This is a genomic window from Blastopirellula marina DSM 3645 (assembly GCF_000153105.1).
GTDB lineage: Bacteria > Planctomycetota > Planctomycetia > Pirellulales > Pirellulaceae > Blastopirellula > Blastopirellula marina.
Genome location: NZ_CH672376.1, coordinates 2392504 through 2411732, shown reverse-complemented (window position 1 = coordinate 2411732; position 19229 = coordinate 2392504). Strand labels below are relative to the sequence as shown.

Sequence of the window (19229 nt, the reverse complement as noted above, 5' to 3'; positions counted from 1 at the left end):
CGATACGGGCCGCGTCCTATCTCCACCGGCTTACCGCAGCGTCTATTTCTTCGCAGAGGTCAATGCAAAGTCAAATTGCCCCTCCTCGTCCGCTTTCACGTCGACTCTCAATTTGCCTTGCTGGGCGAACTTTATCGGAGCCGTGGTCGCGGTGGTTTGCCCAGTGCAGGGGTCTGTATAAGTCTCGCCGGTCTCTTTCCAGTATTGGATGGTGACGTCGTAGGCGCCGGCTTTTAAGCCTTTTTCAGAGGGGATGGAATACCTTCCCTGCTGGTCAACGACGGCACCCGACGAGTTGCCGAGACTGCCGGCGACGGCCTGGAAGCTAATGATTGCTCCAGCAGCCGGCATTCCGTCCATGGTCACTTCGCCTTTGACCGAGCGTAAATCGCTCTGGCTGCTGCAACCGCTTGCAAGGGCAATGCTGATAAAGGTCATGATGACAAACGGAATTGCGGTGCGTTGCAAATCGAGCATGATGTCTCCGCTCTTCTTAAGGGACCGCCTCGAAGACTTCATTGCCGCTGGGTGTGCCCATCGCCTTCCAGGTCGAAAGCGAAATCGTGTTGGGTACGAATCTCACGCTGCCATCGCAATTGGCGGTGATGACGCCGCCGGGATGATAGCCCCGCGCGGTGTTCACCACCATATTTTGCGCCGTCAACACTTCCGCGCAGGGAGCCTTGGCGACGGGGCCGCCGATCGAATCGCAGCGATTGGTCCGTTGCAGATCAGGCGTCGAGTCGTTAGGAACATAAGCCTGCATGAAAACCGGGCCCTCGTCATTCCACCAGGTTCCGCGCGGACAACAAACGGCGCCGGGGATGATCTCGGCCAGCATCAACGTGTTTGTCGTGCCATCTTTGATATGACGCAACGGGCTGCCATAGTCTTTCGCAAATACGCCGCGAATATGATTTGCATGTTCGAGTTGAGCCGAGTTGGCGTGCGCCGGATCGTTTTGCCCAAAGTTACCGGCAATCGACGAACGAGAAAAACCCTTCGAAGTCGCCCAGGTTCCGCAGGCGTTTCCCTCGCTCCAACTGACGGTGACCGTCGGATCGGAAGGGCACTGCAACGTCGAATATTGAGCCGTCAGCAGGGGGATGTAGCTCGCCAACGGAGACCCCGCCGCGTTCTTGTCCCATTGAATGACGTCAGCGCCTGCCGACTGCTCTAGGAAAGGAAGAAGTCGCGCCGTCCAGGTCCATTCAAACTTGTCGTACCCCGGTGGGAACTGCGAAAAGGTGTCGTGGTACATATGGACCGCCAGAGCGGCCTGCTTGAAGTTGTTCGAGCATTGCATCCGTCTTGCCGATTCTCTGGCCTGCTGAACCGCCGGCAGGAGCAATGCGATAAGAACCCCGATGATTGCAATGACCACGAGCAATTCCACCAGCGTAAATCCGGCTACAAATTTGCCTTGCTTCGCCATGCTCGACTCCTCAGTGAATAGATGACGGTCACATGGATGAGAAAAAATGGGTCGCGCAAAAAACAAAAGGTGACGAATGGGAGTGATAATCCCTCTCCACTGCCTTTAACATCCAACCAAGATCGAACCTGCGACAACGAAGAAGATGAACCCTCAAACAGCCGCTAACGCCGCTTGGGATCGATCTCAAAATCCAACACGGTCTCCGAATCTGTCCCAACGTTCACCCTTTCCTTGTATCCAACAATGAGCGCTTCGCCGTTGGGCAGAAAGTCAGGATTTATGTTCTTCATCGAATAGGCGTCAATTGTGACGATCATCGCTCCCGCTGCTACTCCTCGCCCGCTGGTAGTCGTGTCGTATTCGCCGTCCCGTATCTCGGCAAAACCGGCCGCGCCTGAATTTCCGGCGGAAGTATCGGGCGTAAATTGGATCACTCCAGCCGGCACCGGGGTTCCCTTAAAAGTAACGCGACCGGTAACGTGATTCAGCGACGAGACTTTCTGACCGCACCCTAAACCGATGACCGCGGTCGCCAAAACAGCACAAACGAATGCTCCTCTCTGAAGAGAAGGCGAATCGTAAAACATCCGCATCGTCACACTCCAATGCAATTTTGCCTTAACGTAAGTAAACATGTCGGAACGCTCGGCATGTTTCGCATGACATTGCAGCAACTTAAGGAACTGCGACGATTTCCTGGCCGTTCCGGCTCGCCAAACCTAAGTAGATTCCCATATCAATCGTTTCGGGCAGAAAGCGAACGCTTCCATCCGCCGCGGCAAAGTTGGCGCCGCCGGGATGATGACTCCCGAATGGACCGACATTGTTGAAACCGGAATAGACGGAGCTGGTGCTTTGAAAACCGATGTTGATCGGCCACTTGACGCTCTTGTAGGTAAACGCGCCCATGCCGGTCGTGCCGCCGTAGTCGACCATCCCCAACGTGTATTCACGATACGCCGTATAGTCATTCCAACAGATTTCGCCGAAGGCGAGCGTGTTAGAAGTTCCATCGGTAATCCCAGAAAACCCAATCGGATTGTTCGCATCATTCATCGCGAGCGTGAACAACCCTTGCGTGGCGATTTCGCCCGGGATCTCATCGCGATATTTGTAATCCACCCCGGGACTCGCCGAATTCTCACCGATGGGGCCGAGAATCCCGTAGTAGTGCGGCGTGTAATAGGGCTTTCGAGAAGCAACGGTCCCTGAATATGTCGCGACCGAACCGCTGGGGCAACGGATGCCCTCCATCGGCGCCTGCAACAACAGCGCTAAATTGTCAGTCGAATTCCAGTTTTCATTCTGCTTATAAGCGTCGTAAAAGGCGGTCTGCTCTAAAAACGGGGCAAGTCGCGTCCAGAGACTGATGCCGGTGCTAGTCGCTGCGCCGTAGGCCGCGGACGGAAATTTGCGATGGGTATCTGCGTAGTTGTGCAGTGCCAGCGTGGTCTGCTTGAGTTGATTCGTACACTGCATCCGACGCGCGGCTTCTCGCGCCTGCTGGACGGCCGGCAATAAGAGGGCGATCAAGACGCCGATGATTGCAATCACAACCAGCAGCTCAACCAGCGTGAAACCACGCGGTCGCCGCATTTGACTTTGAAACATCGTTAGCTCTCCGCTTCTAGATAAGAAAGTATCAGTAATTAATTTTGGAATAGGCAGGCGTAAAACACAGATCGATAAGATTAAAAAATTGGCCGCTCGCGTCAGCCCAATCCGGCGTTAGCTAGTAATCTTGGGCAATTCATATCCGGTCCTATAGGCTCCGCTTAACAGCTGATTCGCTGCGGGGCTCGCCACAAACTCTTCGGCCTGCCCGTCAAATTGAAGCGTGGGACCCAGCCGATACGAGGCGCTCGACAAATCGACTCCGGCGACATCGACCAAGTGCCGTTTCATGCCGTCAAAGGATTCGTAAGCCAACGGATTATCAATCAGGTCTGCAGGCTGCTTGCCGAAGGGAACCTCTTCGCCCAGGCGATACGAAATGTTGCCCAAGTGCGCCAGCACCGCCGTCTGATGACCATCCAAGACGTCGCTGTTGAGGTCCGCACTTTTTCGGCTGCGCACGCAATCGATGAAATTCTGAAAATGGGCGCGCGCATAATTTTCGGGCAGCCCATCCGCGGGCGCGTCGGCAATTGCCTCGCCGGCTTGCTTTCCCTTGGCGAAGAATTTGCCGCCGCGAATCACGCCTGCGTCGGTATGAAACTCGATCGCCATCCGGATCGGACTGTCGTAGTCAAGCCCCCGTTGTTGGCAAATCAATTTCGCTTCGCCAAAATCGTAGGCGGTCAACTGCGTGTTGGGGGTCTGGCCTTGGTCCTGATAACCGTAACGACCGCCCATGCTGACGACGCTTTGCGGCGCCGCGTTCTCGGGCATCGCCCAGCGGGCCATCTCAAATTCGTGCGAGCCGAGATTGCCGAGTTCGCCGTTGCCGTAGTCCCAAATCCAATGCCATTGGTAATGAACAAGATTCGTCCGGTACGGATGCAACGGCGCTGGACCAACCCACAGATCGTAGTCGAGTTCACGCGGCGGTTTGACCGGCGTCTTGGTCCCAATACTCTTACGCGGACGGAAGATTTCGATGTTGGCGGTCTGTAGCTTGCCGTACTTGCCGTTGCGAATGTCGGCCGTGTAGTTGCGCCATTTGGGATCCGAGCGCCACTGCGTGCCATGCTGGACGATACGGTCGTATTTTTGCGCCGCTTCGACCATTCGCCGGCCTTCGGCCACATTGTGACTACAGGGCTTTTCGACATAGACGTCTTTGCCGGCCTGACAAGCCCAGATGGTCATCAGCGCGTGCCAATGATTGGGGGTGACAATCGAGACGACATCGAGCGACGGATCTTCCAGCGCCGTGCGGATATCTTGCACGCACGTTGGTCGCTTCCCCGTGCGTTGCTCGACTGCGGCGCTCCGCGGCTTGAAGAGCCGGCTGTCTGGATCGACCAGGTAGGCGATCTCGACATTCTTCATGCCGCCAAAGACTCCCATGTGGATCTGTCCACGCCCGTTGATGCCGGCGATCGCGACGCGGACGCGTTCGTTGGCGCCGATGACTTGACCCGACGACTTGGTGCCCGAAATGGTGATCGAAGCGGCGATGCTGCTGGCCGCGATGTGCTGCAGCGCGGTTCGGCGATTAGGTCGATACATGGTGAGTTTTTCTAGTGCGGTCGCTGGTTGTTTTCCACGCAAAATGCGTGGAGTTCTTTCGTGAAAAACCGGTCTCTTCCGACGGCATTAAGCCGGCTTGGATAAATCAGGCGTTACCTCAATGAGGTAGGGATTCAGCGCCTCAAATCGTTTCTCAACTTCGGCGATCTTCTCTTCGTTCATTTTGAATTCGGAAATGATCGGCGAAGCAGGGAAGGATTTGCCGGGACCGTAATTGCGCGAAATCAGGTTCTTGAAGACGCCCCGTTTCTTCCAGATGTAAAGGTTGGCGTCTCGCAAACCGCCTGGCTTCACTTTGACCATGGCCAGGAACTTGCCGAAGACGTCTTTCAAAGTTTCTGGATCCTCGCCGCTTTGCTGCAACTCCCAAATGCGGGTCAGCACGTCGGCATAAGCCGCACGTTCGGTGATCACGCCTTCTGATCCAAGTCGTGACTCTTCGTTCCAATGAATTCCGCCGCGCGCGCTGAAGACGCGGCGAACCGGCGGTCGCGCGGCGAGCGAAGCTTTCATCCGCCCCAGCACGTCGCCGGCTTCTTCTTTGATGTATCCAAAGTGCGGAAACTCTTCCGCCAACTCGATCATCAGTTGCGGCGAGGGAAGCGGACCTTTATAAGCGACGCCGCCGGTCGTTTGCAGGATCACCGGACGCGTCGCGACCGCGGCCAAGGCACGCCAATATTGGCGCAGATCTTCTTCTGTTTTGCCCGAGTCAGGCGGCCGCGAGATGATCGCCGTAGGCGCCAGTTTTTCGGCATGTTCGGCAAACTCTAACATCTCTTCCGTATTGGTTCCCTGAACGCCCAGGCAAAGCGCCGTCGACATCCCGCGCGTCGCTTCGGCGAGGACCTCCATCCCTTTTCGCTTTTCGTCGGTCGTCAAAAGATCGACGCTGTCGGCCGACTGGGGCCAAATCATGCCAGGCGTTCCCGCCCAAGCGACAAACTTGGCTTCCTTCGCCAAGACGTCGTAATCGACCTGGCCATCTTCGGTAAACGGTGTCGACAAGATCGGAAAAGGGCCACGGACTTTGGGATCCGCTGCGATTGCATCCGAATCCGATTCCGCTCCTTGGCCCACCCTCGACAGCACCGATCCGGCGAGAATGCCTGATGCGCTCGCTGCGGCGGCTTTCAAGATGGCTCTGCGGGTGATGCATTTCTTATTGGCCATGGAGCTCCTCAATCGATCGATCAAATTATTTTGCATATTGCATATTACAGTAAGCCCGCCAAACTCATTGAGCAAGTCCAAGCTTTCGGAAAATGCTCAAAATCACCCATTCACCCTCTCTAGTGGAGAGAATCTATGCCTAGCCTATAGTTCTTGCCACGTTTGGACGCGTCAACACCGCGCACTTAAAGAGAAGGAGAGCGAAGCAATTTCTGGCCAGAATCCCCCCTGGAGGGAATCCGACGAACGCGGCGGTAAAGAGTAAAATGGCAGTTGGCCGCTTGAGAATAGCGAGTGCGCTAGCAGGGGAGCGTCTCTCGACAGGGGCGCTATCACCGCCCCATGATTGTGCTGAGCCGCGTTTCGGGGGGATCAGCCTTCCTTCGTCGGCTTAAAACGTTCTTCGATATAGTCGTCGAGCCAAGTATCGAGGTGAATCCCCAACGCTCGTTGCGAAGCCTCAGGATCTTCGGATAGCAATGCGTCGACGATCGCGAGATGCTCTAGGTTTTCTTCCACGCGAACATAACGCTCCGAGGTTTGGAGCACGATGTAATAGGCGTCGCTCAGTGCTTTATAAATGGTCGAATAGCGGGTGATCTCTTCTTTTAAGCGGCGATTTTGGCAATAAAACGCAATCGTCGCATGCAGCCGCGCGTCGATCTCGCGCGTCGCTTTGCTGGAAGTCATGCTCGGGGGCGCTGCGATGACTTGCATCAGGTCTTGCTGCAACGATTCCAGCTGCTCCCGGGGAATGTTGCCACAGGCGCAGCGGATCGCTTCGCGTTCCAAGATTTTTCGGACATGGCACAGCTCCCGCGCCTCTTGGGGACCAAATTCGCGAACGCGGACTCCTTTGTGCGGCAGGACATCCACCATCCCCAAAGATTCCAGCTCCATCAAAGCTTCCCGCACCGGGGTTCGACTCACGCCAAATTGCTCAGCCAGGGGCTGAACCGTCAGTTTCTCACCCGGTTGAAAGTGATGCGCAAAGATGGCGATCGCCAATCGCTGGCTGACCTGCGATCGAAGCCCCCCGCGTTGGAGCGGCTTCGTAAGATCACTGACGGAGGTCGGCGTGACGGCGGCCTGAATTTCATCGACGGTTTTCATGTTGGATATTATATGCAATCTTTCATCGTTTTTTCCCCATGGATCCAAGTTTTTAACCAGGCCCCTCCATTTAGGGAAGGCGATTTGTCTTCGCGGCGGGAATGCGTCGCTGTTTTTCGCGATTTATACCGGGCGCATCGCAACTAGTTGCTGCGCCCCCCGGGTCCAGCGACAATAAGTTCCCCTGCCAGTGCACTTCTGCTTGCACGGTGTAACTTTCACCACACCGGAACCCACATCATGAATTGCTCTCTGCGTTGTCTGAGCGTGCTTTTGCTGTTGGCGGTTACCGCCCAAGCGCAAACCACGCAAACGCCTTCCAATACCGAACCGACCAACGCCGCAGAAGCGGCCGCCCAAAAACTGCGGGAAGAAGCCGAGCTCGAAAAGAAGTATCAGGCCTGGTTTGCGTCGCTGACGCCGGACCAACAGGCTTGGGAGAAAACGCTGCAGGCCGAGCTGGGCGGCTTTTATCTGCCGATCCACAAGCGAGAAAAGGTCGCCGGTAAGTCGAATGCGTGGGACTATGTCGCCGACGATCCGGCGCTGCCGCGCGTGCTGTTGATCGGCGATTCAGTCTCGCGAGCCTATACGCAGACCGTTCGCAAAGAACTTGCCGGGATCGCCAATGTGCATCGAGCGCCGGCCAACTGCGGACCCACAGCGACTGGATTGAAGAAGCTCGACGTTTGGCTCGGTGACGGCAAGTGGGATCTGATCCACTTCAATTTTGGGATCCATGATCGAGCGACTCCGCTGGACGATTACGCCGCACGGTTAGAGCAACTAGTTGCGCGAATGCAAAAAACCGGCGCGAAGGTCGCATGGGCCAACTCCACGCCGATTCCTGATGTCCCCGGAAAATACACCGCCAAGTCGATGGTCGAGCGCAACGCGACCGCCGCGAAAGTGATGCAGAAACACGGCGTTGCGATCGACGATCTGTTCAACGCGATCTCGCCGCGTCTGGCCGAGCTTCAAAATCCGAACGACGTTCACTTTAGCGGCGCCGGAAATGAATTTCTGGGAGTTCAAGTCGCCAAATTCCTAAAAGCGAACCTGCCGCAAAAATATCATCTCTCGGTGCGGGCCAGCGAAATTAACCCGGACGCCAAAGAGCACCCCGAGCTTGGCTTTGTCTTTAAAGATGACAAAGGAAAGCCGCAAGACCTGCAACATGCGATGGTCGACACCCGCGTTCCCCAACGGGGGCAGTTGGTGATTTGGTTGATGGGCTACAACGGTGGTTTGTTCGATCGCATCACCAGCTACGGTCTGCACGGCATTCAACCGCACTACGCGAACCGCTGGTTTGGGACGCTCGACGCGAAAGACCGTGATGATGGAGTAAGTCTGGGCAAAATTCGCCTTGAAGCGGCGACCGGCTTAGACGCTAGCCCGCTGGTCGATATCCCGAAAGCGGACAGCATGGCCCAGCGGTCCTTGCAACTGGTGAAGTGGCTGAACGAGGAAAACCCGGCAGGGAATTGGGGACAGTTTCTCAACAAAGACCAGACCGACCTGTTGTGGGACAAAGTAATCATGGCAGGCAGTTCGCACGGTTCGACTACATCAGGCCGTTTTGCGAAGCATCAAAAGGTGGCTCGCGTCGTCATGTTCTGCGGGCCGCGTGATCAGCTTGATTCGTGGCAATCGCTGCCGTCGGCGACGCCGGAGAATCGCTACTTTGGATTTAGCCATGTGCTGGACGGCGGTTGGACCGGCGACCACTACTGCCGCTCTTGGCAAATGCTGGGGCTCAACAAGTTTGGCCCAATCGTCGACGTCGACAAGGTTCCCGCTCCTTACGGATCGACGCGTCGCTTGATCACCGCAGGCGATGTGAAAAACGATGCGCGACGCGCCCACGGCAGCGTCACCCCCGGCGGTTCGGCGATCAAAGACGCCGACGGCAACTACGTCCATGAAGCCGTCTGGCGTTATTTGTTCACGCACCCGGTCGATGAAGTGGGTGAAGCCGTGGCGGCGGAGTCCGACTGCAATTTGGATTTGAAGCGTTAGCGGGAAGCAGCGAGGAATTCACTCTCCCGCTGTTCATAAAGCGCCCAGGAATTTCTCCAACTCCCGGGCGCTGCATGGGTTCGCGTCACGCGTTTCAATCCCGGCGCGGCATCAGAACTGGCATACGGTCGCTTGGCGGTTCCACTGCCGGCGTTTCGACCGCCGGCGCCGCTTTCGAGTCGGCGATGCGTTGCTTGAGCGCTTGCATCATCGCCAACGTTTCGGGATCCGTGGTTTCCGCCGCGATGACTTGGTCGGCGATCGCCCCGGCTTCGGCGAAGCGTTGGATATTAAACAAATAGTGAGCTTTGAAGGAGTTCACCAATTCCAGCAGATCGGCATTGCCGTCGGCCTTGACGGCAAACGCGTCGAGATATTCGAGCATATCGTCCGAAGAGGTCTTCACCTTCAGTCGCTGCCGGAGACCGAGCGACATCTCCGCGAGGAAATCTCGTTTGGTATTTTCCTGCTCTATCTGCGCTAGTCGCTTCGCCCAGCTTTGGCGGATCGGCTGATTCGTTTCGCGGCCGTCATCGACCATGCGTCGAATTTGCGTCATCCAGCCGTGCTCCAACATCTCCCGCGGAACCTTCTGAAACAGACGATCGAGTCGCTGAGCGTCTTGGATATCCGCGACCGATTCTCCCGCTTTGACGGCCGACAATTCGGCGCCCAACGCCGAAATTTTCTCGAACGCCTTCCAGAATTCGGTCGGACTTGTGTACCCGGCCATTTGGCCATACGGCAACAAGTCGCTGTCGACAAAGTAGATCGAGGGGAAGCCGTTGATCTCGAATTTCGATTTGAGTTTTTGATTCTGTAAGGTCAGAAAAATGGAAAGCTCACTCTCGTGGGGATAATCGAGCACGACCGGCACATAGCGTTGGGAAAGCCGTTTGGCGGTTTCCGGCTTCGCCAGGACTTCCTCTTCCATCTGAATACAAAAGGCGCACCAGTCCGAACCGGTGAAGAACAGGATCAGATCCTTGCCTTCCTTGTTGGCAAGCGATTGAGCGACGGTCAGGTCGCTGATCCAGTCAACATGCACGGGGTTCTGAGGGATCGGTGGACTGTTCTCGGATTTTGGCGTCTGGGTCTGGTCATCCGCCGCGGCGCCGCTGCTGGTCAGCAGAACCAGCAGCAGCGCAACGGCAGCCGCGCGGGCAGCAAACGGCTCTCCAATCACCAACAGGACGGTTCGTCCTGCCGAATAAAGCATATTCATGGGGTTCATCATTCTTCAATTCTTGAAATCGGGGTTGAAAGTCGACCCGCTGCAAAAAAAGTGACAGCGCAGCGGCGACATCAGAGAGCGAAGTTGGGGTTCGCTTATTTCAGCTTCACGTTCGTCAGCTCGACCGGCGACAGTTCCGTCCGTCCATCGACCGTCACCGTCATGTAAGGTTCCTCCAGACTCCAAAATTCCTCGCCCAACTTGTCCGGGACAAGTTGCATCGAATTTTGGGGCCAGCGCAGGATCCACGCATACTCTCCCTTAGGAACGCCGTCTCCCACTTCATAGGTCGAAAAGCTGTAGGAGCCATCCTCTTTGACAAGCGCCCAACAGTCCGACTTGCGCGAGTCGACCGGCTCTCCCAACTTGATCAGCTTGATCATCGCCCCTTCGGGCGGCGATCCGTTGACGGTGATCGTTCCTGTCACGGGATAGGTATGGGCTTGCCAGTCCTTTCGACCGCAACCCGGCGAGACCAAAAGCAACGCCAGAACGGCGCACCACGCGGCAGCGACTATTTGTTTCCTTCCGGCTTGCATTAGTAGCCTCCTGCAATGTCGCCCTGATCAGCGGAACAAAGAGCGACCATCGTCGCTCGGTCCATACTCTCACTCAAAAACCGAACCGAGCCATCGGCGAAGGCGCACTGAATGCCGCCGGGATGAAAGGAGTAGGGGGCTCCGCAGGCGTTGGTGACGTTCATATAACCGCCTGCATACTGGACAAAAGTGGGCTGTACGCCGGTCGGATCATTCTCGTCCATGACCATGGCGAAACGAAGAAAACATCCGAACTGAGGGGCCTGACTGATCGCATTGGTCCAGGTTTCGCCGCGACTTCCCCAGAAGTAGAAATTGAGTCCCCGCAGCGTTTCTGACATCTCGAAATTGTTGACGCGCCAGCGATCCCGTCCGGCTGACTCGTAGACCAGCAACGTATTCGAAAGACCATCCGTGATGTTCGCTAATTTGTTCCACGAGTCGAGCTTGAAGGCTCCAGCAAACGAAGCGGGATTCGGATTGATCGTTTCTTCAACCGCCGTGGTCGAGTAACAATAATCCGATGCCTGAAAGCCGTCGCTTTTCGTATCGGGACTGCTCAGCGGAGCGCCGCCGTTGGGTGTGGAAGGGCACACAAATCCCGGCGGCATTTTGTCTTTCATGACCACATTGTTAGCGTGATCCCAAGCCTGACTGTGGTCATAGAGATCGTTTGTGTTTCCCGCTTCCAGAAACGGCAACAGCGCCACGTTCGGTCCAGCCATCCGGTCGGTGATCGCGCCGCCGAAGAAGCTTGACTTATACGATCCCGAGCGGGGAAGCCTTAAGAAAGTGTCGTGATAATTATGGCAAGCGAGGCCAATCTGCTTGATGTTGTTCTTACAGCTCATCCGCCGCGCCGCTTCGCGAGCCTGCTGGACAGCCGGCAAAAGCAGCGCGATCAAAACTCCGATAATTGCGATGACCACTAATAATTCGACCAAAGTAAACGCGGTGCGTTTCATGGGATCTCCAATAGGGGGACAGCCAAAGCTGACTGCTCAATCGACGAACGTGGGAACCAAACAGAGATCTCCTCTCTCCCTCGTCTGGCGTTCAGATTCGATTGCGGGGATAGACCAGCTGATACGGCGATAAATGAATGCGGGCAAAGTCAAAGGTGGGGAGTCGTCGCAGTCCAAACGACCGTTGACCTGTCAGATTGCAAACGGGATGCCGCCGTTCAATTGCAATCGCCGCCATTTAGAAACAGGACCAAGAAGCCCTCGACGCAAGTTGCTTTACAGCAATACGTTACGTCAAACAGGGCAGGGACCGCAGGTCGGGCGAGAAGAATAGCCGAATCCAAAGTGAAGAAGGCGTGAGGATATTCGACTCATTGTACGCAACATTTCGGGCAGCCCGCTGATGAAATGCTGTGCGATCGCCGCCACTGCTATGCAAGGGAGACGTCGCAGACACGTCGTTCGTTTTAAAGAAATGCTCCACTCCGAAAAACTGCCGGAGTTATTCCGTCGGCTTGACGAAGCGCCCGAGCAAGGTGAGATTGATCATAAAAACCACAACTCCGTGCTATCTCCAACACCGTCAGATGAGGGGCCGTCGCCAACAGTTGTTTCGCTCTCTCTAGTTTCAGCTTCAACAAAAACTGCTTCGGAGATTCGCCGGTTGTTTGACGAAATAGCCGGACGAAGTGGCTACGGCTAACGTTCGCTTGTTCAGCGAGCTGATTCAGGCTGAGATCTTCGGTGCAGTGCGCTCGCATGAAATCCAGAATATCGATCAGCCGCGTCGGCTGAAGCTGATCATCGCTGGTCAGCCGATCCACCTTCTTTCCCGATACCTCTAGCAACCGCTCCAAGATCTGGTTCTGCAAATACTCTTTGATCATTCTCCGCCCCACCTGACGGGGTTGACGGAAATGCTGGAAGATCTGTTTCGTGATGGCGCTCAATTTTTCATCACGAAACGACATTCGCAGCAGATGCTCTGGCAAGCCCCGGTCGCTTTGGGTCGCTTCACGAAAGAAATCGTCCACCACACACTTTTTGATGAAAATCATGAAAGTGTGGTAAGGGCCTGTGCCCTGCAGCTTTTGGACGTGCTCTTCGTCCCCCACGATAATATTGCCGGGCTGACTGCTGCGGAGAAATTTCCCGGCGCCAAAATCGGCTTCCAGCGAATGTCGCGTATTGCAATCTTCCAGGATCGAGATGAAATAATTGCCGCGGTGACCGCCGTCATGCAGCGATTCGGTAAGCAGCGTTTCTGCGTACTCCCAGTCGTCATCCGACTCATCCTGGTAATCGAGCGCCATGACGCGATCTCGCAACCAGGCAGGCGCAGCAAGGTAAATCTGCCAAGCATCGACTTTGAAACCCAATTTGCGTTGGACTTGGAGAATTCTGGCTAGATCTTCCATTTCAAGACTTTCTCGTCGAGCGAACATTTCTCCATGAAAATATATCAACCAACGAGCAGTTCTCAAAAGTAGTTCGGCCGAATCCGTAATTGAAAAAAGCGGCGAAACCTCCTGACCCCTCGCACGCCGACTTCTCAGCGGCTGCGTCGCGTTACGCTAACAACGTCTTGACGATCACAAACATCGCCACCGCGACGATCGCAGCGGCGAATCCTTTTTGCAGCGCTGGGCCCGACAACCGGCGACCGATGGCTTGGCCGACGAAGAGGCCGGCGACTCCTCCGGCGATAAAGAGGATCGTCAGCATCGGCTCGATCGTTCTTCCCGCGATCAGATGCGATGCGACGCCGGAGACGCTAATCACGGCGATCACCATCAGCGACGCGCCGACCGCTTTGTGGATCGGCATGTTGGTGAAGAAGACGAGCGCCGGCACGATCACAAAACCGCCGCCGACGCCAAACATACCGGCCAATGCGCCTGTCAGCACGCCGACGATCGACAACAGGATCGCGCAGCGAGAATTGAGCACCAAGGCGCCCCCCTCGTCACGCTGGCAAGTGGGTTGGCTTGCGTCTTGGTTCGTTTCGCAGGCAACTTGCGGCGTCCCCGATTTTCGCCACAGTCGGGCGGCGACAATCAACATCAACGCGGCGAACAGCGATAGCAGCACCGCTTCGCTCATCTTTCCCGCCAGCAACGTGCCGAGCGGAGCGCCCAACATTCCGGCGACCGCAAACAACAAGCCGGTCCGAACTTCCACGTCCCCCTGAAGCCAGCGAGTGATGAAACCAATCAGCGCCGTAGCGCCGACCGCGGCCAGAGAGACGCCGACGGCGTCCCGCATCGAAACGCCCAATCCATAGACCAGCAGCGGCACGGCGAATATCGCTCCACCGCCGCCGGTCAGACCAAGCGAAAGTCCGACGATCGCGCCGAATAAAAGTGCGAGGACCAACATAACGCCGCTCCCATCCGTAAAACGATCGTCAAATGCCGGCGCCAGACCACTGGTGCATGATCGGCAGATCTTCGGCGCTCCACGCTTGGAAGCCGCCGCTCATGTTCGTCACGTCAAACCCGCCGCGCTGCAGCAAACTCGCGGCGATCGCCGACCGTGCGCCGCTTTGGCATTGCACGACATACGACTGCGACTTGTCGAGTTCGCCGATGGTCCGCAGCAACTTGCCGAGAAAGCGATGTTGAGCGCCGGGGATATGTCCGCGCCCGAATTCTTCCGCCGAACGGACGTCAAGCAGCGTCGCCGCCTGCTGTTCGATTTGCGCTCGCAACTGATGCGGCGTGGCGCTGGCGTACGATTGCACTCGCATCCCCGATTGTCGAACGGCGCTCGCGTTAAAAAACCCGCCGACCTGGTCGACGCCGATCGAACGCAACGACGTCAGACAATCCGGCAACGCCTGATCCTCGACGATCAGATAAATCGGCTGATCGTAGTCGACCAAGAAGCCAGCCCACTGCGTCAGCATTTTGGCCGGAATGTTGATCGTGCCGGGCACATGCGCGGCGGCGAAGTCAGCCGACGGCGTCACGTCTATCACCAGGTTGATTTCGGCGACCGACCGTAGCACGATCGGATCGACCGGTGCGACCGAGGGCAGACTCCCCAACAGCGCCGGCCCTGCTTTGTTGACTCGCTTCATGACGGCGAAATAGAACGGCGTCTCCGGTTGATCGGCCAGGATGTAGTCGACGAACGCTTGCTCGTCGGCGTACTGCAGCGCCGGGTTAAACCGCTTCTCATAACCGACCGTGCTCGATGGAATCGCTCCCAACCCTTTACCGCAAGCGCTGCCGGCGCCGTGGGCGGGCCAAACCTGCAAGTGATCGGGCAACTCACGGAACTTGGCGACCGATTGGAACAGTTGCCGCGCTCCTAGCTTGGCGCTGCCGACCACGCCGGCGGCGGTTTCCAGCAAGTCAGGCCGACCGATCGAGCCGACAAACACAAAATCGCCGGTAAAGATCCCCATCGGTTCCGATGCGCCGCCCCCTTCGTCGGTCAGCACAAACGAAATATGCTCCGGCGTATGGCCCGGCGTATGCAACGTCTCCAACTTCACGTTGCCGACGTAGAACGCGTCGCCATCTTTGAGCAGTTGTGCGTTGACATCGGCCGCATAGCCATACTTCCAATCGTCTGGACCTTCGTCCGAAAGATAAAGCTTCGCGCCAATGCGATCGGCCAACTCCCGCGCGCCGGAGACAAAGTCGGCGTGAATGTGCGTTTCGGCGGCGCCGACAATCTGCAGTCCGGCCGCTTGAGCGGCGTCAAGATAGGGTTGCACGTTACGGCCGGGATCGATCACGATCGCATCGCCGCTTTTTTGACATCCGACTAGGTACGAAGCATGCGCAAGCGCCGAATCGTAAAAGTATTTGAGCAACATCGAACTGACTCCTTCCCCAATTTATCAGATTGAAATATCGCGATACTACGATATTTACTCGCAAAAAAAGGGACGACGCTACGTCGCCGCCTCGACGCCAAATCGACTCTCGATGCAGTGCAAAATATCTTGCAAGTGAGGCTCGGCCACTTGGTAGTAAACCTTGCGACCTTCTTTTTGACTTGTGAGGAAACCGCACCGCTGCATCAGCCGCAAATGCTCCGAAGCCATCGGACTCGGGATCTCGCACGCTGCGGCCAATTCGCCGACGGTATAATCACCTTGCAGCAACATCTGCACGATGCGCAAACGGTGGGGATGCGCCAAAATACGCAAACACTCAGCCGCTTCGCTCAGCGATTCCAACGTCGTCAGATTTAGTTTGGTTCCACCCATCTTCGGTTCCTCTCTTTCTTAATATATCGGAACATTACGACATGTCAAGATGCAGCCGAGCCCAGGAAGTCTCAACATCAGCCGTATGGCGACTATTTGCACCACTTCCTGAAAAGTACGCTTGCCAGAGGCGCAAGCCGATGGAATGCGGCTGGGCATTGCAATCCGCGTTGGGATCGTCGACCGTATTCCATCGGCTTGCGCCTCTCGCTGGTGTTCTGTCACATGACAAAATTCGGACACCGGTTTTGAGAATTGTAGATTAGTTTGCCGCCGCTCGGTGAACGCGGTCGTCCATCGTCCAATCAATAGGAGGCCCCCGTCCATGCATGAATCGCCATCCGCAGGAGCACCGTCCGCCAGATCAGAACCGCCGCCAGGCCGCCAGAGAATCTTTCATTTCTGGCGATGCTTCTGGCTGGCCTTCCTCGTCGTCTCACTTGCGTACGCTTGGTACAGCTTCTATGTGCCTAGCAATCGCATCACCTGGGCTGACAATTATACGGCGGCTCAGCAACAAGCGACCGACTCTGGCAAGCCGATGATCCTCTACTTTACCGGCCAGTGGTGCGTTCCCTGCCGCGTCATGAAACGCCAAGTGTGGGCGGATGCGGAGGTCGAGACATCGGTCAACGCCCAATTTATCCCTGTGGCGATTGACGTGAATAACCCCGACAATGCGGAGCTGTTAACCCGCTACAACATCGGCGGTGCGCCGGTCACCATCATTACCGATCCAGCAGGTAATGCATTGCGATGGCGAGCAGGGGGAATCGGCAAAACGGAATTCCTCGAGTTGCTGCAAGCGTCAACTCCATCGCCCGCAAAGGACTAGTGATACCAAAGAGCGAAGCGGCTGTCCCCCCAGAAAAGCATCGAAAGTGAATCGGGAAGGGTAGTCTCTTCTGAGATTTTGGTATTCGCGGTCGCACTTGAAAGCCCGCGTCCTTTCCCATTCGAATGGACGCGGTTGAGAAGGACAGGTCAATTGCCAGTTTCTTGAATCGTTCCTACTGAGCCGGCCGGAGTTCGCTCGATGGTCAACAAGGCGCTGTCGATTAGGTCCAGGGCGGAACCGAACTCTTCATTGACATAGTAGAGCGGCCACGACTCTTGGCCGTCGATCTGTTCGCGTTGGGGATAACCCGCCAAGTCCAGCACCTGAAACGTCCGAGGCAGCGAGTTGTCGATTTCGACGGCATAAACGAGGGAAGGCTGATCCTCTAATGAACCATGCGCGTCGCCGGGTTGATTGATCTCGATGAGGAGCTTGTAGGGCATGGAGTTTTCTGGATCCGCCGGCAGGATGTAATCCGCCGGATTGAAAGATCCGTTGGGTGTTGCTGAAGATACGCCATCCACTTTGGCGTTGTTCTCTTCGGCTTTGCGTTTGGCCTGCTCCCATCCTTTTTTCTTGAACGCCCAGTAGGGCAACATCCCTTCCTTGTCTTTATCTGGCGCCAACAGCGTCTTGATGTGATAGGCTCCTTGATTTTCCAGCCAGATCGCAATTTGAGGAGGATTTTCCAACTGGTAGGTCGGCCCCGTTTTTACGGTGAGCGCCAGCTTGTAGTCGTCGGCCGGCGAATACTGGAAAACCATGTGGTCTTCACTCATCTGAAAACGCTCTTGCGCTGGGCCTAGGTTGCCGCTCAGCGACAGCAGCATTTTGACGGCCGGCGGCTGCCGCCACACGACGATCGCCATCACGGCGGTCACCGCCAGACTGCCCCACAACGTTTTGCTGCGGACGTACCGTAGGAGCGGCTTCCGATTGTTCACCAGATGAAACGCAACCAGCAGAATGAACACGAAGCCCATGAGCGTGTGCAAGCCGACGACCTGAATATCGAACCCAGCCGCAAAGGCTGCGATACCGGTCGCCGCAACAATGACAAACGTCAAGCCGGTAAGCAGCGTCACCGCCTTACGCCGCAGGCCTCTGGGCGCTCGCAGCTTATCAAGTACCACGCCGTCTACACCTTGCCTGGAACAATTGCATCGTGCTCGCGCAGCATTTCATGAATTTTGACCAGGGGAACTTCTAAAGGGGTAGTCTGGTCTCTGGCCGCCAACGAGGCCGCGACGCCGGCGGCTTGCCCCATCCCCATGCAAGAGGCCTGCACGCGCAAGCCGGAATTGGCCAAACGGTCGCTGGAGATGCAGCGGCCCGCCACCATAATATTGCGGCTGTTTTTAGGAATGAGCGCCCGCAGCGGTATCGTGGGCACCGTGCCTGGCTTGAGCGGTTGGGGCCGCACTCCCGACTTGGTATGCAAATCGACCGGATAGAAGGCGTTGCATACCGCATCTTCAAACAGTCGCCCTGACGTGTAGTCCTGAACCGTGATGATCGTCTCCCCCACAATGCGATACGTTTCACGAACGCCGGTTTCTGGCTGCATATGCATCAGCCGCTGCTTTTGCTGACGAACCTTCTGCAATATCGCCTTGCGACCTGTCAGGTTGGCTGCTGTGACCGTGCGCGAGTTTGTGGAATCCGCCCCGTGGACATACAAGCGGTTCAACTGACCTGACGCGGGGTTATGGGGGTCACCCAACTGAAACAGCATCGATCCTGGTTGGCGTTCTTCTTCGCGGAGTCGCGGCAGATTCAACATTCCGACGGTCTCGGCGCCGCCTGTGCAGTCGATGATTTGCTTGCAGATGACGCGCCGCTGGGTGCCAAAACCGACGCAATCGACCAGCCAACCATCGGCGGTCGCGACAATCTTCTGGGGAAATTCGTAGTAGGCAATTTGCACGCCGGCGTGCTCGCACATCTCTTCCGCCAACAGTGCATACAAAAACTGATTGACATGCACCTGATTGTGCCAGTGTCGCTGCGGCACTTTGGCGAAATCGGGAAGCTTTCCGCCGTCGAGATCGACGCACGCTTTCACGAGTTCCCAGCCGATGCCAGCAATAATTTGCTTCCCCCAGGCGTCGAACAACCCGGGAAAAGCCACGCCGGCCGTGGTGGTCGTGCCGCCCAGTTGGCTGTTGCGCTCCAACAGCAGCGTCTTCACGCCTGCGCGTCCGGCTTGGATAGCCGCGATGGCGCCGGCCGTGCCGCCCCCTACCACAAGCACGTCAACTTCGTTGGCGACTTGATCTTCTGACGTCGCCTGCAAATTATCCTGGGTCTCAGCCGAGACGAGAGTATTGTAAGCCGACCCGATTGCAAGCCCCGCGCCGGCGGTTCCCAGAATGGAGCGTTGCAGAAATTTACGTCGGTCGGTGGGGTTTTTCTTCATCACGATTCTCTATTCACCGACTTCCACCAAAGCAACGGTCGCCGGGCATGATATGGGTTGAGCAATTA

The 19229-nt window shown here is 56.5% G+C and carries 18 protein-coding genes; 2 read left to right on the top strand and 16 right to left on the bottom strand.

Features of this window, described 5'->3' with window-relative positions:
* Positions 1-42: 42 nt before the first annotated feature.
* The 7 genes from DSM3645_RS11745 to DSM3645_RS11715 all read right to left on the bottom strand — a co-directional run bounded on the left by DSM3645_RS11745 (position 43) and on the right by DSM3645_RS11715 (position 6919).
* Positions 43-477 carry a carboxypeptidase-like regulatory domain-containing protein gene (locus tag DSM3645_RS11745; protein WP_040351795.1) on the bottom strand — a complete coding sequence of 145 codons (435 nt, stop codon included), beginning with the start codon at positions 475-477 and terminating at the stop codon, positions 43-45.
* Positions 478-493: 16 nt separating this feature from the next.
* A complete protein-coding gene (locus DSM3645_RS11740; protein WP_002652390.1) occupies positions 494-1435 on the bottom strand; it encodes a DUF1559 domain-containing protein in 942 nt (313 codons plus the stop codon).
* A 164-nt stretch (positions 1436-1599) separates the two neighbouring features.
* Positions 1600-2112, bottom strand: a complete 513-nt coding sequence (locus DSM3645_RS28155) for a hypothetical protein (protein ID WP_050769357.1) — start codon at positions 2110-2112, stop codon at positions 1600-1602.
* A gap of 1 nt (position 2113) precedes the next feature.
* Positions 2114-3049: a DUF1559 domain-containing protein gene (locus DSM3645_RS11730; protein WP_002652388.1), complete on the bottom strand. Its 936-nt coding sequence runs from the start codon at positions 3047-3049 to the stop codon at positions 2114-2116.
* Positions 3050-3166: 117 nt separating this feature from the next.
* Complete coding sequence (locus tag DSM3645_RS11725) at positions 3167-4612, bottom strand: Gfo/Idh/MocA family protein (RefSeq protein ID WP_002652387.1); 1446 nt, start codon at positions 4610-4612, stop codon at positions 3167-3169.
* 87 nt (positions 4613-4699) lie between these two features.
* Positions 4700-5806 carry a dihydrodipicolinate synthase family protein gene (locus tag DSM3645_RS11720; protein ID WP_040351794.1) on the bottom strand — a complete coding sequence of 369 codons (1107 nt, stop codon included), beginning with the start codon at positions 5804-5806 and terminating at the stop codon, positions 4700-4702.
* A 372-nt stretch (positions 5807-6178) separates the two neighbouring features.
* Positions 6179-6919, bottom strand: a complete 741-nt coding sequence (locus tag DSM3645_RS11715; RefSeq protein WP_002652385.1) for a GntR family transcriptional regulator — start codon at positions 6917-6919, stop codon at positions 6179-6181.
* Between the two features lie 240 nt (positions 6920-7159).
* On the opposite strand from DSM3645_RS11715, the gene DSM3645_RS31305 reads away from it, so the two are divergent.
* Positions 7160-8941: an SGNH/GDSL hydrolase family protein gene (locus DSM3645_RS31305; protein ID WP_002652384.1), complete on the top strand. Its 1782-nt coding sequence runs from the start codon at positions 7160-7162 to the stop codon at positions 8939-8941.
* 94 nt (positions 8942-9035) lie between these two features.
* Here the strand turns inward: DSM3645_RS31305 and DSM3645_RS28150 are convergent, their stop codons facing one another.
* From DSM3645_RS28150 to DSM3645_RS11675, 7 genes are all read right to left on the bottom strand, one after another.
* Positions 9036-10166, bottom strand: coding sequence for a thioredoxin family protein (locus tag DSM3645_RS28150; RefSeq protein WP_050769356.1), 1131 nt, complete (start codon positions 10164-10166; stop codon positions 9036-9038).
* 104 nt (positions 10167-10270) lie between these two features.
* The gene (locus DSM3645_RS11700) at positions 10271-10603 is read right to left on the bottom strand and encodes a hypothetical protein (RefSeq protein WP_237564804.1); all 333 of its coding nucleotides are present in this window, start codon (positions 10601-10603) and stop codon (positions 10271-10273) included.
* Positions 10604-10713: 110 nt separating this feature from the next.
* Positions 10714-11679, bottom strand: coding sequence for a DUF1559 family PulG-like putative transporter (locus DSM3645_RS11695; RefSeq protein ID WP_002652381.1), 966 nt, complete (start codon positions 11677-11679; stop codon positions 10714-10716).
* Between the two features lie 467 nt (positions 11680-12146).
* On the bottom strand, positions 12147-12992 hold the full coding sequence (locus tag DSM3645_RS28145) for an AraC family transcriptional regulator (protein ID WP_237564803.1): 846 nt from the start codon (positions 12990-12992) through the stop codon (positions 12147-12149).
* A gap of 256 nt (positions 12993-13248) precedes the next feature.
* Positions 13249-14058 carry a sulfite exporter TauE/SafE family protein gene (locus DSM3645_RS11685; protein WP_002652378.1) on the bottom strand — a complete coding sequence of 270 codons (810 nt, stop codon included), beginning with the start codon at positions 14056-14058 and terminating at the stop codon, positions 13249-13251.
* 28 nt (positions 14059-14086) lie between these two features.
* Positions 14087-15508, bottom strand: a complete 1422-nt coding sequence (locus DSM3645_RS11680) for an MBL fold metallo-hydrolase (RefSeq protein WP_002652377.1) — start codon at positions 15506-15508, stop codon at positions 14087-14089.
* A 78-nt stretch (positions 15509-15586) separates the two neighbouring features.
* Entirely contained in the window at positions 15587-15904 is a 318-nt protein-coding gene (locus DSM3645_RS11675; RefSeq protein ID WP_002652376.1) for an ArsR/SmtB family transcription factor, read from the bottom strand.
* Between the two features lie 325 nt (positions 15905-16229).
* Here DSM3645_RS11675 and DSM3645_RS11670 point away from each other — a divergent pair, with 325 nt between their 5' ends.
* Positions 16230-16739: a thioredoxin family protein gene (locus DSM3645_RS11670; protein WP_050769355.1), complete on the top strand. Its 510-nt coding sequence runs from the start codon at positions 16230-16232 to the stop codon at positions 16737-16739.
* Positions 16740-16888: 149 nt separating this feature from the next.
* Here DSM3645_RS11670 and DSM3645_RS11665 read toward each other — a convergent pair whose 3' ends face one another.
* The gene (locus tag DSM3645_RS11665) at positions 16889-17875 is read right to left on the bottom strand and encodes a hypothetical protein (protein ID WP_131282472.1); all 987 of its coding nucleotides are present in this window, start codon (positions 17873-17875) and stop codon (positions 16889-16891) included.
* Positions 17876-17880: 5 nt separating this feature from the next.
* Positions 17881-19161: an FAD-dependent oxidoreductase gene (locus tag DSM3645_RS11660; protein ID WP_002652373.1), complete on the bottom strand. Its 1281-nt coding sequence runs from the start codon at positions 19159-19161 to the stop codon at positions 17881-17883.
* Positions 19162-19229 lie beyond the last annotated feature (68 nt).